This is a genomic window from Streptomyces sp. NRRL S-350 (assembly GCF_000719705.1).
Classification (GTDB): domain Bacteria; phylum Actinomycetota; class Actinomycetes; order Streptomycetales; family Streptomycetaceae; genus Kitasatospora.
Map to the genome: position 1 here is coordinate 1 of NZ_JOHO01000032.1, position 16,281 is coordinate 16,281.

Annotated in this window: 15 protein-coding genes; 7 read left to right on the forward strand and 8 right to left on the reverse strand. The window is 75.9% G+C overall.

From position 1 onward, the window contains the following. Nucleotides 1–181 (forward strand): hypothetical protein (locus IF30_RS48075; protein WP_234322837.1); only part of this gene is annotated, 181 nt, incomplete at its 5' end. Nucleotides 182–709: 528 nt separating this feature from the next. On the opposite strand, the gene IF30_RS43925 is transcribed toward IF30_RS48075, so the two are convergent. The 3 genes from IF30_RS43925 to IF30_RS41995 form a co-directional block, all read right to left on the reverse strand. Beyond that, nucleotides 710–1,918 carry a MinD/ParA family ATP-binding protein gene (locus tag IF30_RS43925; protein WP_051711112.1) on the reverse strand — a complete coding sequence of 403 codons (1,209 nt, stop codon included), beginning with the start codon at nucleotides 1,916–1,918 and terminating at the stop codon, nucleotides 710–712. A gap of 222 nt (nucleotides 1,919–2,140) precedes the next feature. Beyond that, nucleotides 2,141–2,329: a DUF4331 family protein gene (locus tag IF30_RS48760; RefSeq protein WP_199807919.1), complete on the reverse strand. Its 189-nt coding sequence runs from the start codon at nucleotides 2,327–2,329 to the stop codon at nucleotides 2,141–2,143. 12 nt (nucleotides 2,330–2,341) lie between these two features. Continuing rightward, entirely contained in the window at nucleotides 2,342–3,094 is a 753-nt protein-coding gene (locus IF30_RS41995; protein ID WP_199807920.1) for a DUF4331 family protein, read from the reverse strand. A gap of 163 nt (nucleotides 3,095–3,257) precedes the next feature. On the opposite strand from IF30_RS41995, the gene IF30_RS0125350 reads away from it, so the two are divergent. Beyond that, entirely contained in the window at nucleotides 3,258–3,914 is a 657-nt protein-coding gene (locus IF30_RS0125350; protein WP_078891679.1) for a putative glycolipid-binding domain-containing protein, read from the forward strand. 32 nt (nucleotides 3,915–3,946) lie between these two features. Here IF30_RS0125350 and IF30_RS0125355 read toward each other — a convergent pair whose 3' ends face one another. From IF30_RS0125355 to sigJ, 4 genes are all read right to left on the reverse strand, one after another. Next, nucleotides 3,947–4,690: a hypothetical protein gene (locus tag IF30_RS0125355; RefSeq protein ID WP_030242644.1), complete on the reverse strand. Its 744-nt coding sequence runs from the start codon at nucleotides 4,688–4,690 to the stop codon at nucleotides 3,947–3,949. 487 nt (nucleotides 4,691–5,177) lie between these two features. Continuing rightward, nucleotides 5,178–5,567 (reverse strand): nuclear transport factor 2 family protein, encoded by a 390-nt coding sequence (locus IF30_RS0125360; protein WP_078891680.1) that lies wholly within the window; start codon nucleotides 5,565–5,567, stop codon nucleotides 5,178–5,180. A gap of 294 nt (nucleotides 5,568–5,861) precedes the next feature. After that, nucleotides 5,862–6,107, reverse strand: a complete 246-nt coding sequence (locus IF30_RS0125365; RefSeq protein WP_158835473.1) for a hypothetical protein — start codon at nucleotides 6,105–6,107, stop codon at nucleotides 5,862–5,864. A 254-nt stretch (nucleotides 6,108–6,361) separates the two neighbouring features. Continuing rightward, the gene (gene sigJ, locus IF30_RS0125370; RefSeq protein WP_051711114.1) at nucleotides 6,362–7,363 is read right to left on the reverse strand and encodes an RNA polymerase sigma factor SigJ; all 1,002 of its coding nucleotides are present in this window, start codon (nucleotides 7,361–7,363) and stop codon (nucleotides 6,362–6,364) included. A 122-nt stretch (nucleotides 7,364–7,485) separates the two neighbouring features. Between sigJ and IF30_RS0125375 the strand changes: the two genes are divergently transcribed. From IF30_RS0125375 to IF30_RS0125395, 5 genes are all read left to right on the forward strand, one after another. Next, nucleotides 7,486–7,962 (forward strand): carboxymuconolactone decarboxylase family protein, encoded by a 477-nt coding sequence (locus IF30_RS0125375; protein WP_030242653.1) that lies wholly within the window; start codon nucleotides 7,486–7,488, stop codon nucleotides 7,960–7,962. 764 nt (nucleotides 7,963–8,726) lie between these two features. Then, nucleotides 8,727–12,770 (forward strand): Pls/PosA family non-ribosomal peptide synthetase, encoded by a 4,044-nt coding sequence (locus IF30_RS0125380; protein ID WP_078891681.1) that lies wholly within the window; start codon nucleotides 8,727–8,729, stop codon nucleotides 12,768–12,770. Nucleotides 12,771–12,868: 98 nt separating this feature from the next. Beyond that, the gene (locus IF30_RS0125385) at nucleotides 12,869–13,105 is read left to right on the forward strand and encodes a DUF4287 domain-containing protein (RefSeq protein WP_030242656.1); all 237 of its coding nucleotides are present in this window, start codon (nucleotides 12,869–12,871) and stop codon (nucleotides 13,103–13,105) included. A 34-nt stretch (nucleotides 13,106–13,139) separates the two neighbouring features. Further along, nucleotides 13,140–14,513 (forward strand): FAD-dependent oxidoreductase, encoded by a 1,374-nt coding sequence (locus IF30_RS0125390; protein WP_030242658.1) that lies wholly within the window; start codon nucleotides 13,140–13,142, stop codon nucleotides 14,511–14,513. A gap of 332 nt (nucleotides 14,514–14,845) precedes the next feature. Then, on the forward strand, nucleotides 14,846–15,445 hold the full coding sequence (locus tag IF30_RS0125395; protein WP_030242659.1) for a hypothetical protein: 600 nt from the start codon (nucleotides 14,846–14,848) through the stop codon (nucleotides 15,443–15,445). Nucleotides 15,446–15,518: 73 nt separating this feature from the next. On the opposite strand, the gene IF30_RS0125400 is transcribed toward IF30_RS0125395, so the two are convergent. After that, nucleotides 15,519–16,166, reverse strand: a complete 648-nt coding sequence (locus tag IF30_RS0125400; RefSeq protein WP_030242661.1) for a flavin reductase family protein — start codon at nucleotides 16,164–16,166, stop codon at nucleotides 15,519–15,521. Nucleotides 16,167–16,281: the final 115 nt, after the last annotated feature.

Consider the following 16,281-nt stretch of genomic DNA (forward strand, 5'->3'; position numbering starts at 1 on the left):
CGACCACCGAGATCTACACTATCCTCTTCGTCGGCAGCGTCAGATGTGTATAAGAGACAGCCACCAGGCCGTCCTGACAGCCGCCGGCGTCCTCACCGCCGTCGCCCTCGTCACCGGCACCGCCCTGGTCTGCACGGCCGGCCGCCGCCGCGCCTGGCGCCCCGGCCGCTGGCAGGCCTGACAGCCGGCCGTAGCCCGGCGGCCCCGCCCGGCGGCCCCGCCCGGCGGCCGGACGGGCCGTCAGGCGGTCGCGGAAGAGCCCCCCGCTCCAGTGGGGTCCAGTGCGTCGAACCCCCGCTCGTTGAAGGCATGGATGACCTCGCGCACCGCGCACGTAGTCCTCGCCGACCTGCAGCAGCGAGGTGATGCCGCGCACCGGCTGGCCCTGGGCGGACATCAGCAGCACGACGATCGCGCGACGCGGCCGGACCGGGTCCTTCGAGGTCCGGCCGATCCTCCGAAGCCGTCGGCCCTCCTCCGAGCTCACCGGCCGGACGAAAGCTCCCGGGCGACGCCCCACGGCCACCTCCAGGATCAGATCCCGGAGACAGCCTGGTTCCGGAGCGCAGCCGTATCACCCGTCCCGGGAAGGACGCGGCTTGTCGGACGTCGCCGCCCAGGGCCGCCCGCCGACCTCGCAGTGGTGGCACCGGGCAGCCCGGCAGGCCGGAGGGATCGACCTTCCGGGCCGACCATCTGAGCGGCGACGCTAGAAGCCGGCGCCCGCCGGGGTCAGGCCCATTCCCTCGCCGACCAGGCCGGCGAGTTCGCGGTAGGCCCGGCGCGTCCTGGGGCGCAGCTTCGCCGGGTCGAACGCCGCACCGAGGGCCAGGTGTTCGTCGAAGGGCAGGACGACGGCGGCGCGGCAGCGGCTCTGGAAGTGCCTCACCAGGTCGTCCGCCTTCACCATCCGGCCCGTGGTCCGAACGGCGGAGATCAGGGTCACGCTGCGCTGCGCGAGGGCCCCGTACCCGTTCGCGTACAGCCACTCCAGGGTGGTGTCGGCGCCGCTCGCGCCGTCGACGCTGGTGGTGGCGGCGATGACGAGCTGGTCGGCGAGGCCGAGTACGGCACTGGTGGCGCTGTGCAGCAGGCCGGTGCCGCAGTCGCTGAGGACGATCGGGTACTGCCGGCTGAGCAGGTCGACGAGCCGGCGGTAGTCGTCGCCGCCGAAGCCGTTGGCCACCGCCGGGTCCGGGTCGTTGGCGAGGACCTCCAGCCCGCTGGGGGTCAGCGAGGTGAAGCGGCGGATGTCCATGTAGCCGGTGATGGAGGGCTCGGCCGCCAGCAGGTCCTGGACGGTCGCCGTGGTCTCGCGGCGGATCCGCCGGCTCAGGGTGCCGGTGTCGGGGTTGGCGTCGACGGCGACGACCTTGTCGGACCGGGTCTCGGCGAGGACGGACCCGAGCGCCAGCGTCGCGGAGGTCTTGCCCACACCGCCCTTGAGACCGACGACGGCGATCCGGTAGGAGCGGTGCAGCGGGGTGCGGATGACGGCTTCCAGCCGCCCCCGGTCCCGCTCGCCCCGCCCCAGGCCCAGGCCGCCCAGGCCGCGCAGGCCCCGCAGCGCGGCGAGGGCGGCGGGCGCCTGCGCGGGTGCGGGCACCTGGGCGGGTGCGGGCACCTGGGCGGGTGCGGGCACCTGGACGGGCGCGGGCACCTGGACGGGTGCGGGCGCCAGGAGCGCCGTCGGCGTCGGCGCCGCCGGCACGGGGAGCGCCGTCGGGGCCGGCCGGGCCTCCGGCGGCACGAGCACCGTCCCCAGGACGTCCAGCGGCCGACGCCACTGCGCCTCGGGCGCCAGGGGCGCCTGCGGCCCCGGGGCAGGGCGGACCGGCCCGTAGACGGGGGCGAGGTCCCGGTCCGGGCCCTCCGCCAGCCGTTGCACCCGCTCGATGACCGTGTGGTCGCCCGCCACGTTCCCGCCTCCTGTCGCCCGCCTCGGCTCCGGCCCCGGGCACCGGCAAACCGTCCTCCACCAGCCTCAACGGCCGCAGGCACCGGCTCCGTTCAACCCGCGCCGCTTTCCCGCGCCGCTTTCCCGCGCCGCTTCACCCCGCGACAGGCCCCACGAAGAGGAGCAGGAAGCCGGCCGGCCCGACTTCCTGCTCCCCTTCGTCACCGTCACCCCCCGCGCCGCTCAGTGCGGATGGCCCAGGTACGGGAACGCGGGCAGCAGGTCGGTGTGCGGGCCGATCCGGTCGGTGGACACGGTGCCGTCGGTGAGCATCGTCAGCCGCGCCGACGTGACGTCGTCGGTCAGCGTGCGCCCGTTCGGGTAGCCGGCCGGGCGGGTGCGGTCGTAGCGCAGGATGTCCGGCAGGACCATCCGCAGCTGCGCCTAGGCGGCCTCGGTGGTGTACCCGCCGAAGTGCTGCAGCCTGGCCGTCCACGGCTCGCGGTACGTCTGCCAGTCCTCGGCGGGCTCGCCCGCGTTGTACGCCTCCTTGGCGTCCTCCTCGTTGAAGTACGCCGTCAGCGACGGGTGCGCGCCACGGTCCACCGACACCAGCCGCCCGTCCTTGCGCACGCTCACCCGCGCCCACACACCGATCTGCGGCGCCTCGCCGAACTCCGCCTCGGGCGCCTCCAGCACGATCCCGAACACGTTCTTGTCCGCGCCCCAGTCCACCCCCGTCCACCGGAAGTCGTGGACGATGCCGTCCAGGTCGGCGAAGAACGGGTCGCTGCGCAGCCCCGCGCTCACCCGGTACGGGCCCGCCTCGACCACCGCCGGGGCGCCCGAGAAGCTCACCGGCGCCCCCGACACCAGCGGCTCCCCGGTGGCCTCGTGCCCCCGGGCCCCCTCGGCGGTGGCCCGCCGCACCGTCATGGTCTGCGCGCCGCCCACCGGTTCGGAGAAGGTGAAGCTGAAGGCGATGTCGGCCCGGTTGTCCCCGTCGGTGTCCACGTTGATCCGGTACACCGCCTCCGGGTGGAAGGCCTGCCCGCCGCTCGGCGCGACCGGGTTGACGTTCATGATCAGCACGGTCCGGCCCGCCTCCGGCGAGGCGAAGGCGAACAGGTCGGTCAGGTCCAGACGCGCGTCACCGTCGGGAGAGCGCAGGTCGGGTCCGCTGAGGTGGTGCGACAACGTGATCTCCCACTCCGAGTGCTTCGGATGCTTCGAGTGCTTCCTCCGGACGCCCCCCGCCTGCGGCCATTGCTAGCACGGCGACCCGCCCCCGGCCCGCCCGCAGCGCCGCGCGGGCTAGGGACGGGGGGAGGGGGGCGGGGGCCGGCAGTACCGTGCACGAATGAGCCGCAGCGCCGAGAACCCCCACGACAACCCCCACGAGCGCACTCCCGAGCACCGCCCCGAGCGCCGTCCCGAGCGCTCCGCCGGGGGCCGAGCCGCGACCCCCACCTGGCGGGTCAGCGAGAGCGCGGGCCTGGAGACCTCGTGGATCGACCTGCGCCCCGCCGCCCTGAGCGCGCGCGGCCGGGTCGCCGCCGCCGAGCCCGCCCCGTACTGGCTCACCTACGAGCTGGAGACCGGCGACGCCTTCACCACCCGCCGCATGCACGTCACCGCCCACACCCCCGACGCCACCCGCACCCTCGACCTGCGCCGCGACGACGAAACCGGCCGCTGGAGCGCCGACGGGCAGCCGCGCCCCGACCTCGACGGCGCCCTCGACTGCGACCTCGGACTGTCCCCGCTCACCAACACCCCGCCGGTCCTGCGCCACGCCCTCCACCGGGGACCGGGCGAGCGGAACTTCCTGATGGCGTGGATCCGCGTGCCCGACCTGGTGGTCGTCCCCTCCCGCCAGACCTACACGCACCTGCGCCGGCACGGGGACGGCCGTGCCACCGTCCGCTACGCCTCGGGCGACTACCGCGCGGACCTGGTGCTGGACGCCGACGGCCTCGTCGAGGACTACCCGGGCCTGGCCCACCGGATCGCCTGAGGCCCCGGCCCGGCCCGGCCGCGCGGTCCCGGTCAGGCGTGGGCGCTGATCTCGCCGCCGGCGGTGAGCACGATGTAGATGCCGTTGGCGACGGCTCCCCGGTCCTGCTGGTTCGCGTCCATCGTGCCCTCCACGGCGTTCTCGTTGCCCAGGACCTGGGCGCGGTAGTGGAGTTCGCCGACCTTGGTGACCTTGGCGGTCCAGCCGCCCGCGAGTTGGAAGGTGCCGGGCCCCTGGTGGCCGCCGCCCATCCAGGAGTGGACCGTCCCGTCCGCCGACAGCACGACGAACATGTCGTTGGCGTCGAGTCCGGCGTCGCCGTCGTGGGTCTCCAGCGTGGCGAGGACGTCACCGTTGTGGACGATCCTGGCGCGGTAGTTCTGGTTCCCGAGGTCCTGCACCTCGGCCGTGCTGCCGTCCACCAGGGGCTGGCTGCGGCCCGAGGGCTTCCCCTTGGCCGTGGTGGCCGGCGCCGGCGCCGCAGCGGTGGGCCGGGGCGAGGCGGGCGGGGCGGCCGGCGCGGCGGTGCCCTGCGCACCGGGCGCGCCGGTCGCACCGGTCGCGCCGGTCGGGGTGGCGGGTGCGGCGGGCGTGCTGGGTGTGGCGGCGGCCGGGGCGGTGGCGGCGGGCGCGGCGGGGGTGGTGGCCGCGGTGGTGCTGGGCGCGTCGGGGGTGGAGGAGCAGGCCGTCGCCGCGGGGACGATCAGGGCGGCAGCCAGGACGGTGCCGGCCAGCGAGCGGACGGTGGTCGCGCGGCGGGTCGTCGAGAGGGACATGCGGGTCTCCTGAGCGCAAGTACGGGTGAGGGCGCGCGCGTTGCCCGTCCCCTCCGGTGCGGGGACCGGGGGCGAATGCGGCGGCGTGCACGATCGAACCTAGTGCGAACAGTCGACGGAATGGAGCATTCCGTGTCACCGGACTGCAACGCCCCCGGCCGGTGACCTGCGGTGGAACCGAACCGCGCGTCAGGCCGGTTGCGGGTACCCGCCGGTGTGCGGGAGTCCGGCGTGGTGCTCGCGCGGCTCGTGCCCCTCGCGGCCCCGAACTCCGGGGCTCGGCGCCGTAGTTCGGGTGGGCAAAGTCGGCGGTGGCACCGGTGGGGAACTGCCGTGCGGCGGCGGTGGCGTAGCCGTTGCCCGGGCGTCCGCGCGCACGAGGCGGCCGCCCCGGCCGGTGCTGCCGTCGGCGTCCGGGGCGGAGGCGGCCGCCGCCGGCCGGTTCACGCAGCCGCGGCGCCGGAGCGGGCCGCACCGGGCCGGGCCGTCAGGCGCCGAGGATGAGCCGGAAGACCTGGTTGTGGATGAAGAAGCCCCCGGGCCGGCCGGGGATCGGCTGCAGGTCGAAGGTCTCGGTGAACGGCAGGGGCTTGTCGGCGGCGTCGTCGACGGCGAGGACGCCGGTCACCGAGACCAGGACGCCCCCGCCCGGCGCGGGCTGCGCGTCACTGGTGGAGACGCGGTGCCTGATGTCGGCGAGTTCGGGCCTGGTGAGCGTGGCGGCGATGTTCGCCTGCCCCTGGGCCTGGGCGCCCTCCCACGTCAGCATCGACTCCGGGCGGTAGAGGCCCGCCAGGCCCTTGCGGGCGGCGTCGCCGCCGCCGAAGGACGTGTAGTAGTGCTGGACGAATGCACTCGCGACACTCATGAAATCCATGAACGGAACGTAGCGTCGGTATCACGTTGCGTATCCAGGTTGGCCGGTATCCGGCCCGCCCGGCGCAGCGGTGTGGTAGGTGCACCCGGCGCCGGCGGGCGCCGAATCCGTCGGCGCGGGGTGCGGTGGCGGCGAACCGACCCGGACGGCTGCGCCCGACTCGCCGTTGCGCCCCGGCGCCGGAGCGGCCTGCTCGCCGGCCGTCCTCCGGCCTGGGCGGTGCCGTCCGGGGCGTGCGCGTGCGGCGGGCGGGGACCGCCCGGCAGTGCGCCGGGCGGCCCCGCGTCCTTCGTGTCAGTAGGGCCAGATGTAGAGGCGGGCCGTGCTCGGGGCGGTCTCGCAGCGGTAGTCGACCGCCTCGCCCCGGGTGACGTAGGCCTGGCCGGCCGCCTCGCAGGCGGCACCGCTCGGGTACATGCCGACGTAGGTGAAGCCGGTCGTCTTCGTGGTGGACGCCTGGGCGCCCTGGGCGGCCAGGAGGCTGCCCAGGGCCAGCAGTCCGGCCAGGGCCGTGGTGGAAACCGCTCTGCGCAATGTCATGCCGATGCCTTCCTCCCTCTGACGAGAACGCCGGAACCGTTCCCCGGCGCCCGTCGAAAGACTCCACCACCATCGCTTCCGGGGCAATGGTAGAGACCAATCGCGGCGGGAATACGACGTACCGGCCGGTTTCCTCGCGCAGTGGCCCGGCGATCAACCACCCTCTCCCGGCCGGTACCTGGCGGCCCGGTGGCCCGAGTCGGCGGCCCCGGAGGGAGTGGGGGGCGCGTGGGCGTCCCGCTCCCGCTCGTCCGCTACTTCGTCGACCGCAGGCCGAGGTCGGAGACCGGGCCGAGGTGGGCGAGCTTGTCGGGGTTGGACACCGAGTGGAGGGCGCGGACGGCGCCGTCGGCGATGGCGAGTTCGATGACGCCGGCGATGCGCTCCTCGGGGTCCAGCAGGACGGCGCCGGGACGGCCGTTGATCCGGGCCGGCCGCAGGGAGATGCCGAGCCGGCGGTTGCGGCCGAACCCGAACAGGAGCAGGTGGGCGACGCGCTCCAGGCCGGTGACCGACTTGCCGACGGCCCGGGCCTTTCCGCCGCCGTCGCCGTGGAAGACGACGTCGGGTGCGAGCAGGTCGAGCAGGGCGTCGAGGTCGCCGCCCTCGGCGGCCTCGAAGAAGCGGCGGGCGAGTTCGTCGCCCTCCGCGCGCCGGTCCGGGGCCGGGGCCGACCCGGGGGCGTCCCGGCCGCCGGCCGCCAGGCGCCGGCGGGCCCGGGCGAAGACCTGGCGGCAGTTCGCCTCCGACTTGCCGGTCATCTCCGCCACCTCCGGGTAGCCGTAGCCGAAGGCCTCGCGCAGCAGGAACACCGCCCGCTCGGTGGGGGAGAGCGCCTCCAGCATCAGCAGGAAGGCCATCGACAGGGCGTCGGCCAGTTCGGCGTGCTCGGCCGGCCCGCCGGGGCGCTCGGCGAAGGCCGCCACCGGCTCGGGCAGCCACTCGCCCACGTAGGTCTCGCGCCGGACCCGGGCCGACTTCAGGTGGTTGATGCCCAGGCGGGTGACCGTCGTGGTCAGGTACGCCTTCGGGTTGGCGACCGCAGTGCCGGCCCGGGCGGCGCGGGTCAGGCCGAGGAAGGTGTCCTGGACGAGGTCCTCGGCGTCGCCCACCGAGCCCGTCATCCCGTAGGCGATGGAGAACAGCAGCGGCCGGTACCCGGCCGCATCCGCCGCAGCCGCCGATTCCGCCGGCCCGGCCGCGTCCGTCGCAGTGGCCGATCCCGCCGATCCCGCCGATCCCGCCGATCCCGCCATGGAGCCCTCCCCCCGGCGCCGACCCCGCCCGGGGTGGCGCACGTCACACCGGCGCCTGTCACAGGACGCCCGGGTGCCCTGTCCCAGAGGGCACCAACGGACAACGTACCGAGGAGCCCCCGATGGAACCCCGCCTGAACTTCTTCGCCAGCCCGGTCATGGGCAAGGTCTTCAAGCACGTCGTCGCCGCGAGCCAGGCCATCGCGCCGTCGATCCTGCCGTACGCCACCCAGGAGCTGGTGCGGCTGCGGGCCAGCCAGATCAACGGCTGCGGCGCCTGCGTCGACATGCACGTCAAGGAGGCCGTGCACGCCGGGGAGGACCCGGTGCGCCTCGCCCTGGTCGCGGCCTGGCGTGAGGCGACGGTGTTCACCGACGCCGAGCGGGCCGCCCTGGAGCTGGCGGAGGAGGGCACCCGGCTCGCGGACGCGGCGGGCGGGGTGAGCGACGAGGTGTGGGAGAACGCCGCGAAGCACTACGACGAGGAGCAGCTCGCCGCCCTGGTGTGCTTGATCGCGCTCATCAACGCCTTCAACCGCGCCAATGTGATGACCCGTCAGCCCGCCGGCGGCTACGAGGTCGGCCGTCACCACCTCTGACCGCCGGCCGAACGCGCCGGCCGCCGCCTGCCCGGCGGCCGGCGCGTTCGGGTGACGCGCGGCGGGAGCGGCGGGAGCGGCGGCGCGGTCCTGGCCGGCCGGCGCGCGGGTCGCCGGTGGCGGCGGCCGGGGCGGGTGTGCGCTCCGCCGTTCGGGCGGCCGCCGTGCAGGTGCAGCCGGGGGCGGGCGCAGCGCGGCGGGCGGCGTGCGGGTCCGGCCCGTGCGCCCCGTGTCGGCCAGGGATGGTCCCGTTTCGGCCGGGGCGCCCGCCCGCGGCCCGGTCAGGCCCCGGCCGCGGGCCCGGTGCCACGGCCCGCTCGCAGGAAGTGCCCCCGGTGAGGGGGTGTGGGAGTGTTCGACGCGACCGTGCGGACGGCGTGAACGGCGCGACCGGCGTGAACGGTGGACCGGGACGACGATCCGGCCGGTACGTGCCGGGCCGGTGGCCGCCCTCGCCTTGCCGGTAGCGTGCGGGCTCGACGGGGTTCGTCACCCGCCCCCGCCCGGTGGCCGCCCCGGTGGGCGGCGATTACCCTTCACCAGCCGAAACGATCGAAAACTACCGAAATGGCATTCGATATATCCCCTTATCGGGCCTGTTCGGCACAGATCATGAGAATTTCCTTTGACCGCACCTTCGCTGCATCCAGCGGACTCCCAGCAGAGTCATGGTGAGTGGGCGCGTCCCCCCAGGTGACGCAGGAGTCACCCACCGTAACAGCACGTACGCGCCACAAAGCACATCGGAGCCGAGGAACCACCCCATGGACGCACGCCACGACACGGCCGGCCCGGGCACGCTGCACCGCCCCCACCCGGGCCCCGCAGCCGGCTGGCCGACGGCCCGGGCCGCCCATCCCCGCAGCCTGCTCGACGTCATCGCCGCCACCGCCGACGCCCACCCCGAGGCGCCCGCGCTCGACACCGGCGACACCGTCCTCGGCTACCGCGCGCTGCTGCACGAGGTCGACGTCCTGGCCGGGCAGCTCGCCGGCCACGGCATCGGCCGCGGCGACCGGGTCGGCGTACGCGTCCCCTCCGGCACCGCCGACCTCTACATCGCCGTCCTCGCCGTGCTGCGCTGCGGCGCCGCCTACGTGCCGGTCGACGCCGACGACCCGGACGAACGCGCCGAGATGATCTGGCAGGACGCCGCCGTCTGCGCCGTCATCGGCGCCGAACGCCGCCTCCACGCCGGGCCCGGCGCCCAGCCCGGCGGCCGCCCGGCCTGGCCCGCCCCGGCGGACGACGCCTGGATCATCTTCACCTCCGGCACCACCGGCCGCCCCAAGGGCGTGGCCGTCACCCACCGCGCCGCGGCCGCCTTCGTCGACGCCGAGGCCCGCCTGTTCCTCCGGCACCACCCCCTCGGCCCCGGCGACCGCGTCCTGGCCGGCCTGTCCGTGGCCTTCGACGCCTCCTGCGAGGAGATGTGGCTGGCCTGGCGCCACGGCGCCTGCCTGGTCCCGGCCCCCCGCTCCCTGGTCAAGGCCGGCACCGACCTCGGCCCCTGGCTCGTCGCCCGCCGCATCACCGCCGTCTCCACCGTGCCCACCCTGCTCGCCCTGTGGCCGCAGGAATGCCTGGACGGCGTGCGCCTGATCATCGTCGGCGGCGAGGCCTGCCCCGCCGAACTCGTCGACCGCCTGGCCGTCGAGGGCCGCGAGTTCTGGAACACCTACGGCCCCACCGAGACCACCGTCGTCGCCACCGCCGCCCGCCTGCTGCCCGGCGAGCCCGTGCGCATCGGCGCCCCCCTGGACGGCTGGGAGATCGCCGTCGTCGACGCCGCCGGCCACCCCGTGCCCTGGTACGGGACCGGCGAACTGCTCATCACCGGCGTCGGCACCGCCCGCTACCTCGACCCCGCCAAGGACGCCGAGAAGTTCGGCGCCCACCCCGCCCTCGCCTCCCCCCGCGTCTACCGCAGCGGCGACCTGGTGCGCAACGACCCCGAGGGCCTGGTCTTCGTCGGCCGCGCCGACGACCAGGTCAAACTCGGCGGCCGCCGCATCGAACTCGGCGAGATCGACGCCGCCCTGCAGGCCCTGCCGGGCATCCGCGCCGCGGCCGCCGCCGTCCGCAAGACCCCCGCCGGCGCCGACCTGCTCGTCGGCTACCTCGTCGCCGGGCCCGGCACCACCTGCGACCTCGCCGCCGCCCGCCGGCAGCTCCTGGAACACCTGCCCGCCCCCCTCGTGCCGGTCCTCGCCCTCGTCGACTCCCTGCCCACCCGCATCTCCGGCAAGGTCGACCGCGCCGCCCTGCCCTGGCCGCTCGCCACCACCACCGCCACCACCGCCGCCGCCCCCGGCGCCCCGGCCCTGGACGGCACCGCCGGCCGGCTCGCCGCGCACTGGGAACGCCTGCTCGGCACCGCCCCCGGCGCCCACGACGACTTCTTCGCCCTCGGCGGCTCCAGCCTCACCGCCGCCCGCCTCGTCTCCGACCTGCGCACCCGCCACAGCGGCGTCTCCGTCGCCGACCTGTACGCCCACCCCGTCCTCGCCGACCTCGCCGCCTACCTCGACGGCCTCGCCCCGGCCGACCAGCCCGACACCGCCACCCCCGCGACCCCCCACCCCGGCACCGGGACCGGGAGCGCGACCGCCGGGACCGCCACGGCCGCGACCCGCGCCCCCGCACCCCCGCGCACCGTCCGCCGCACCCCGCGCAGCGCCGGCCTGTGGCAGACCCTCCTGCTCCTCGCCATGTTCACCCTCGCCGGACTGCGCTGGATCCTCGTCCTGATCGCCCTCGACAACCTCACCGGCAACCACCTCTCCTGGGCCCCGCACAGCTCCTGGTGGCCCGTCGCCGCCGGCCTCGCCCTCCTCTACAGCGCCCCCGGCCGCACCCTGCTCGCCGCCACCGGCGCCCGCGCCCTCACCGCCGGCATCCGCCCCGGCAGCCACCCCCGCGGCGGCCACGTCCACCTGCGGCTGTGGGCCGCCGAACGCTACACCGCCATGTTCGGCACCGCCGCCCTCGCCGGCACCCCCTGGGCCGTGCGCTACGCCCGCGCCCTGGGCTGCCGCGTCGGCCCCGGCGTCCACCTGCACACCCTGCCCCCCGTCACCGGCCTCGCCCGCCTCGGCCCGCACAGCTCCGTCGAACCCGAAGCCGACCTCGCCGGCTGGTGGCTCGACGGCGACACCCTCCACCTCGGCCACCTCGACATCGGCGAAGGCGCCCGCATCGGCCACCGCGCCACCCTCATGCCCGGCGCCCGCATCGGCGCCCGCGCCGAGATCGCCCCCGGCTCCTGCGTCACCGGCACCGTCCCGGCCGGCGAACACTGGCACGGCTCCCCGGCCCGCCCCAGCACCGAACCCCCCGCCGACTGGCCCACCGCCACCGCCCCCGCCTCCCGCGCCTGGAACCTCGCCTACGGCATCGGCTTCGCCGTCCTCGGCCTCGTCCCGGTCATCTCCGCGCTGCCCGCCCTGCTCATCGTCTACCCGATGATCGACACCGACCGCACCCTCACCGACGCCCTCCTCCAACTCCTGCCCGCCACCGTCCCCCTGGCCGCCCTCACCCTGCTCTGCCACGCCACCCTCATAGTGCTGCTCGTGCGGCTGCTGTCCCGGCCGCTGCGCCCCGGCTTCCACCCCGCCGACGGCCGCGTCGCGTTCTGCGCCTGGGCCGTCAGCCGCCTCAGCGACACCGCCCGGCGCACCCTGTTCCCCTTCTACGCCAGCCTCTTCACCCCCGTGTGGCTGCGCCTGCTCGGTGCCCGCGTCGGCCGGCGCGTCGAAGCCTCCACCGTGCTCGCCCTGCCCGGCCTGATGCGCGTGGACGACGGCGCCTTCCTCGCCGACGACACCCTCATCGCCCCCTACGAACTGCGCGGCGGCTGGCTCCACCTCGGCCCCGCCCGCATCGGCCGCCGCTCCTTCGTCGGCAACTCCGGCATCGTCGGCCCCGACCGCCACCTGCCCGCGGGCTCCCTCGTCGGCGTCCTGTCCGACGCCCCCGCCCACGCCCCCGAAGGCTCCTCCTGGCTGGGCCGCCCCGCCTTCGCCCTGCCCCGCATCGCCGACACCGGCACCGAAGGGCGCACCTACGACCCGCCCCGGCGCCTCATGTGGGCCCGCGCCGGCGTCGAACTCTGCCGCCTGCTGCCCGTCGTCCTGGCCGCCGTCCTCGGCGACCTCGTCCTCGCCGTCCTGCAGGAACTGCGCGACGCCTACGGGCTGGGCACCGCCCTCGCGGGCGCCGGACTCGTCCTCATCGGCGCCGCCGTCGTCGCCTGCGCCGTCACCACCGCCGCCAAGTGGCTCCTCGTCGGGCGCTTCCGGACCGCCGAACACCCCCTGTGGTCCACCTTCGTGTGGCGCAACGAGCTCTACGACACCTTCGTCGAGGAACTCGCCATGCCCTTCGGCGGCTCCGCCCTCACCGGAACGCCCTTCCTGAACCTGTGGCTGCGCAGCCTCGGCGCCCGCATCGGGCGCGGCGTGTGGTGCGAGACCCACTGGCTGCCCGAGAGCGACCTGGTCACCGTCGAGGCCGGCGCCAGCGTCAACCGCGGCACCGTCCTGCAGACCCACCTGTTCCACGACCGCGTCATGCGCCTGGGCCCCGTCCACCTCGGCGCCGGCTCCACCACCGGGCCGCACTCCATCGTCCTGCTCAACGCCACCCTGGGCGCCGGCACCACCGTCGGCCCCGCCTCCCTCGTCATGCGCGGCGAGAACGTCCCCGGCGCCACCCGCTGGCTCGGCAACCCCGTCGCCGCGTGGAACGCCGACCCCACCCCGCCCGCCGGGCGCAGGCGGCGCCGGGCCGCGGCGGCGGCGTGACGCAGGTCACGTCCGCGCGGCGATGAGTCGGCGGTGCGGCCACGGTCCTACCCCGTGACCGCACCGCTCCTTGCGCCGCACCGAGAGGAACCCCGCTCATGACCGCCACCCCCGCCAAGGGCCCCGCCTCCTACTTCCCCGCCATCGAGAAGAAGTACGGCCGCCCGGTCCGGGACTGGGAGGACCTCATCCGCGCCTCGCCCCTCACCCGGCACATGGAACTCGTCACCTGGCTCAAGACCGAACACGGCCTCGGCCACGGCCACGCCAACGCCCTCGTCGCCCACACCGCGAAGCAGGGCCCCGCCCCCCGGCCCAAGATCACCGGGCAGTAGGCTCACCCCGCAACACGACGCGAAGGGGAGCGCGATGGCGCGGGTTGCAGTGATCGGCGGAGGAATCAGCGGCCTGGCGACGGCCCTCATGCTCGGCCGGCGGGGCCACCCGGTCACGCTGTTCGAACAGGAGGCCAGGGAAGCCGGAACGGACCCGGACCGGGACTTCCACCACTGGAACCGGCCCCGCGTGCCCCAGGCCGTCCAACCCCACTCCTTCCTCGCCCCCGTACGCACCGTCCTGCGCGCCGAGGCCCCCGACGTCCACGCCGACCTGCTGGCCCGCGGAGCCCGCGAGTACCACGACTTCGACTGGTTCGGCGAACACCCGCCGCACCGGCCCGGCGACGAGGAACTCGTGACCCTGCGCACCCGCCGCATCGTGCTCGAAGCCGCCCTGGGCGCGGCCGTGCGGCGGGAACCGACCGTCGAGGTACGCCGGGGCGACCGGGTCCGCGCCCTCCTCCTCGAAGCGGGCCGCCCCGCCCGCGCCACCGGCGTACGGACCGACACCGCGACCCACCCCGCGGACCTCGTCGTCGACGCCTGCGGCCGCCGCTCACCCGTACCCGCCTGGCTGACCGCAGCCGGCTACCGCCCGCCCGTCGTCGACAGCCACCGCACCGGGATCGCCTACCTGTGCCGCTGGTACCGGCTGCGCCCCGACGGCCCGCGCGACCCCGGACGGGTCAAGCCCGGCTCCGCCGCGCCCTTCGCCCTCGCCGGCGTCTTCCCCTCCGACAACGACACCTTCGCCGTCAACCTGATCCTGTCCACCGGCGACCCGACCCGCGGCGCCCTCACCGACCCCGCCGTGTTCGAGGCCGCCGCCCGCCGCTTCCCCGCCACCGCCGCCTGGCTGGACCTGGCCCCCGAACCGCGATCGGCCGTCCTGGCGATGGCCGGCCTCGACAACCGCTGGACCTCCCTCGCCGACGACGACGGACCCGTCGTCACCGGCCTGGTCAACCTCGGCGACAGCCTCCTGCACACCAACCCCACCCTCGGCCACGGCGTGGCCCTCGGCCTGCGCACGGCCCAGCACCTCGCCACCCACGCCGACCGGACGGCCGCCGACCCCGCCGACTACCACGCCTGGACGGCCCAGGAGCTCCGCCCGTGGTTCGACGCCCAGGTGGCGGCCGACCGCGGCAACGAGCAACGCCTCGCCGAAGGCTCGCCCCTGACCGACCGGCGCGCCGCCGCGCTGGCCTCCTGCGCCTTCGAGGACCCCGTCGTCATGCGGGCCCGGGCCCGGGTGCGCCACCTCGTGCAGCCGCCCGCCGAGGCCTACGGCACCGAGGAAGTCGACCGCCACCTCACCGCCTGGCTCGCCGCCCGCCCCGACTTCTCCCCCCGGCACGACGGCCCCACCCGCGACCAGTGGGAAGCCCTCGTCCCGGCCTGAGCCCGCGCCCGGGTGCCCGACGTGCGGGGCCCGGCACCGGGACGACCGGGGGCCGGGCCGCCGACGCCACGATCGGAGGACGACCGGGGGCCGGGCCGCCGACGCCACGATCGGAAGACGGCTGGCCCGGCCCCGGGTTCCGTACGGGCGGGGCATCGACCGCGGTGCCCGTACGACTGCGGTCGGATCCCATTGGACAACCTCAACCGGACTCGAAGTCAAGCCCGGGCCCCCGCCCGGCCGCACCGCCCCGGCCCGGGGTAGCCTCGCTCACGGGGCGGGGCCTGCGGGACGGCACGGACGGCACGGACGAGGCGGACAGGGGCGGGCGGATGACGGAGCAGCAGCGCGGCTACTGGCGGGTGTCGGACGGTTCGGCGGTCAGCGCCACCCAGGCGCACATCGTGTGGACCAGAGCGGCCTACCCGGCCCTGGTGGAGGTGGCGCGCCGCTACCACGGGGTGATCACCTACGCGGACCTGGCCGAGGCGGTGCAGGAGGCCTCCGGGGTGCGCACCCGGGTGAACCAGCGGCACTGGATCGGCAAGGTGCTGTCCCTGGTGATCCTGGAGGCGCACCGGCGCGGGGACCCGCCGCTGACGGCGCTGGTGGTGCACGCGGCCGACGGCAAGGTCGGCGTCGGCTACCAGGAGGTGCTGGCGGTGGCCGGGCAGCCGCCGGTGGCGCAGGAGATGGACCGCGAGCAGCACGCCGCCGCCGCCCGCCTGGCCTGCTACCGCCACTTCGGCGCCGACGACCTGCCCGCCGACGGCGGCACGCCCGCCCTGGCCCCGCGCCTGCGGGCGTCGGTGGCGCGCAAGGCGGTCGTCACCGCGGCGCCGCCGCGCCCGCCGGCGATCTGTCCGACCTGCTTCCTGCAGCTGCCGGCGACGCGGGTGTGCGACTCCTGCGGGGCGACCATCGCGCCGTGAGCGCCCGGCCGGCCGGCCCGTGACCGGCCAGGCCCCCGTGCCCGGCCGGCCCCCCGGGCCGCCCGGGCCGCCGTCACACGGCGGCCGGGGCGGCGGCGGGCAGGCGCCCGGGCATCCGCCAGCCCTCGGCGAGACGGGAGGGGGACAGCCGCCGTCCCTCGCCGAAGAACTCGCAGAACTTCATGATCAGCGGATCCCAGCCGAGCGGGTCGACGTAGTGGTCGCTGCCGGGCACGATCAGGCTCTCCTCGACGTGCGCGCGCACCACCGTCACCTCGAAGGCGGTGCAGTGGTCGTTGCCCGCCAGCGGCGTCGCCGCCTCCAGGCGGCACTCCAGCTGCACCGGGCACTCGGCGGCGCGCGGCGCCCGCACCAGCTCGCCGGCCAGCTCCGTCATCCCGGCCGCCGCGAACTTGCGCCGCTCGTGCCGGTAGCCCTGCGCGCGCCGGTGGTCGGTGACGTGCGGGTTGGCGGTCAGCAGCGCGAGGGCGTCCACGGCGTCCACCTGCGCCGAGGACGGCAGGTTGAGCACGCACTCGCCCTCGCGCCGCAGGTTGGCGGCGGTCTGGGAGCTGTTGCCCAGGCCCAGCACGCAGGACTGCCCCAGCCACCACGCCGAGGACATCGGCGTGAGGTTGGCGCTGCCGTCCTCGTTGCGCGAGCCGATCAGCACCACCGGGGTGCCGAAGTACAGGACCTTGAGGTCGGTGACCTTGTGCACGGGATTGCCGTCCTTGGGAGGGGGAACTGCTGTCGGCCACCGACTCTGCCCCGGCCCCGCCGGGGGCGCTGGCGGTGATCGGACATCCAGTTCGCGCAGCTCCCAGCCTCCCGCG

Coding starts and splice junctions, on each gene's coding strand:
- IF30_RS48760 (WP_199807919.1), bottom strand. CDS start 2,329: ATGGTCCTGCCGGACATCCTGCGCTACGACCGCACCCGCCCGGCCGGC.
- IF30_RS0125350 (WP_078891679.1), top strand. CDS start 3,258: ATGAGCCGCAGCGCCGAGAACCCCCACGACAACCCCCACGAGCGCACT.
- IF30_RS0125355 (WP_030242644.1), bottom strand. CDS start 4,690: ATGTCCCTCTCGACGACCCGCCGCGCGACCACCGTCCGCTCGCTGGCC.
- IF30_RS0125360 (WP_078891680.1), bottom strand. CDS start 5,567: ATGGATTTCATGAGTGTCGCGAGTGCATTCGTCCAGCACTACTACACG.
- IF30_RS0125365 (WP_158835473.1), bottom strand. CDS start 6,107: ATGACATTGCGCAGAGCGGTTTCCACCACGGCCCTGGCCGGACTGCTG.
- sigJ (WP_051711114.1), bottom strand. CDS start 7,363: ATGGCGGGATCGGCGGGATCGGCGGGATCGGCGGGATCGGCCACTGCG.
- IF30_RS0125375 (WP_030242653.1), top strand. CDS start 7,486: ATGGAACCCCGCCTGAACTTCTTCGCCAGCCCGGTCATGGGCAAGGTC.
- IF30_RS0125380 (WP_078891681.1), top strand. CDS start 8,727: ATGGACGCACGCCACGACACGGCCGGCCCGGGCACGCTGCACCGCCCC.
- IF30_RS0125385 (WP_030242656.1), top strand. CDS start 12,869: ATGACCGCCACCCCCGCCAAGGGCCCCGCCTCCTACTTCCCCGCCATC.
- IF30_RS0125390 (WP_030242658.1), top strand. CDS start 13,140: ATGGCGCGGGTTGCAGTGATCGGCGGAGGAATCAGCGGCCTGGCGACG.
- IF30_RS0125395 (WP_030242659.1), top strand. CDS start 14,846: ATGACGGAGCAGCAGCGCGGCTACTGGCGGGTGTCGGACGGTTCGGCG.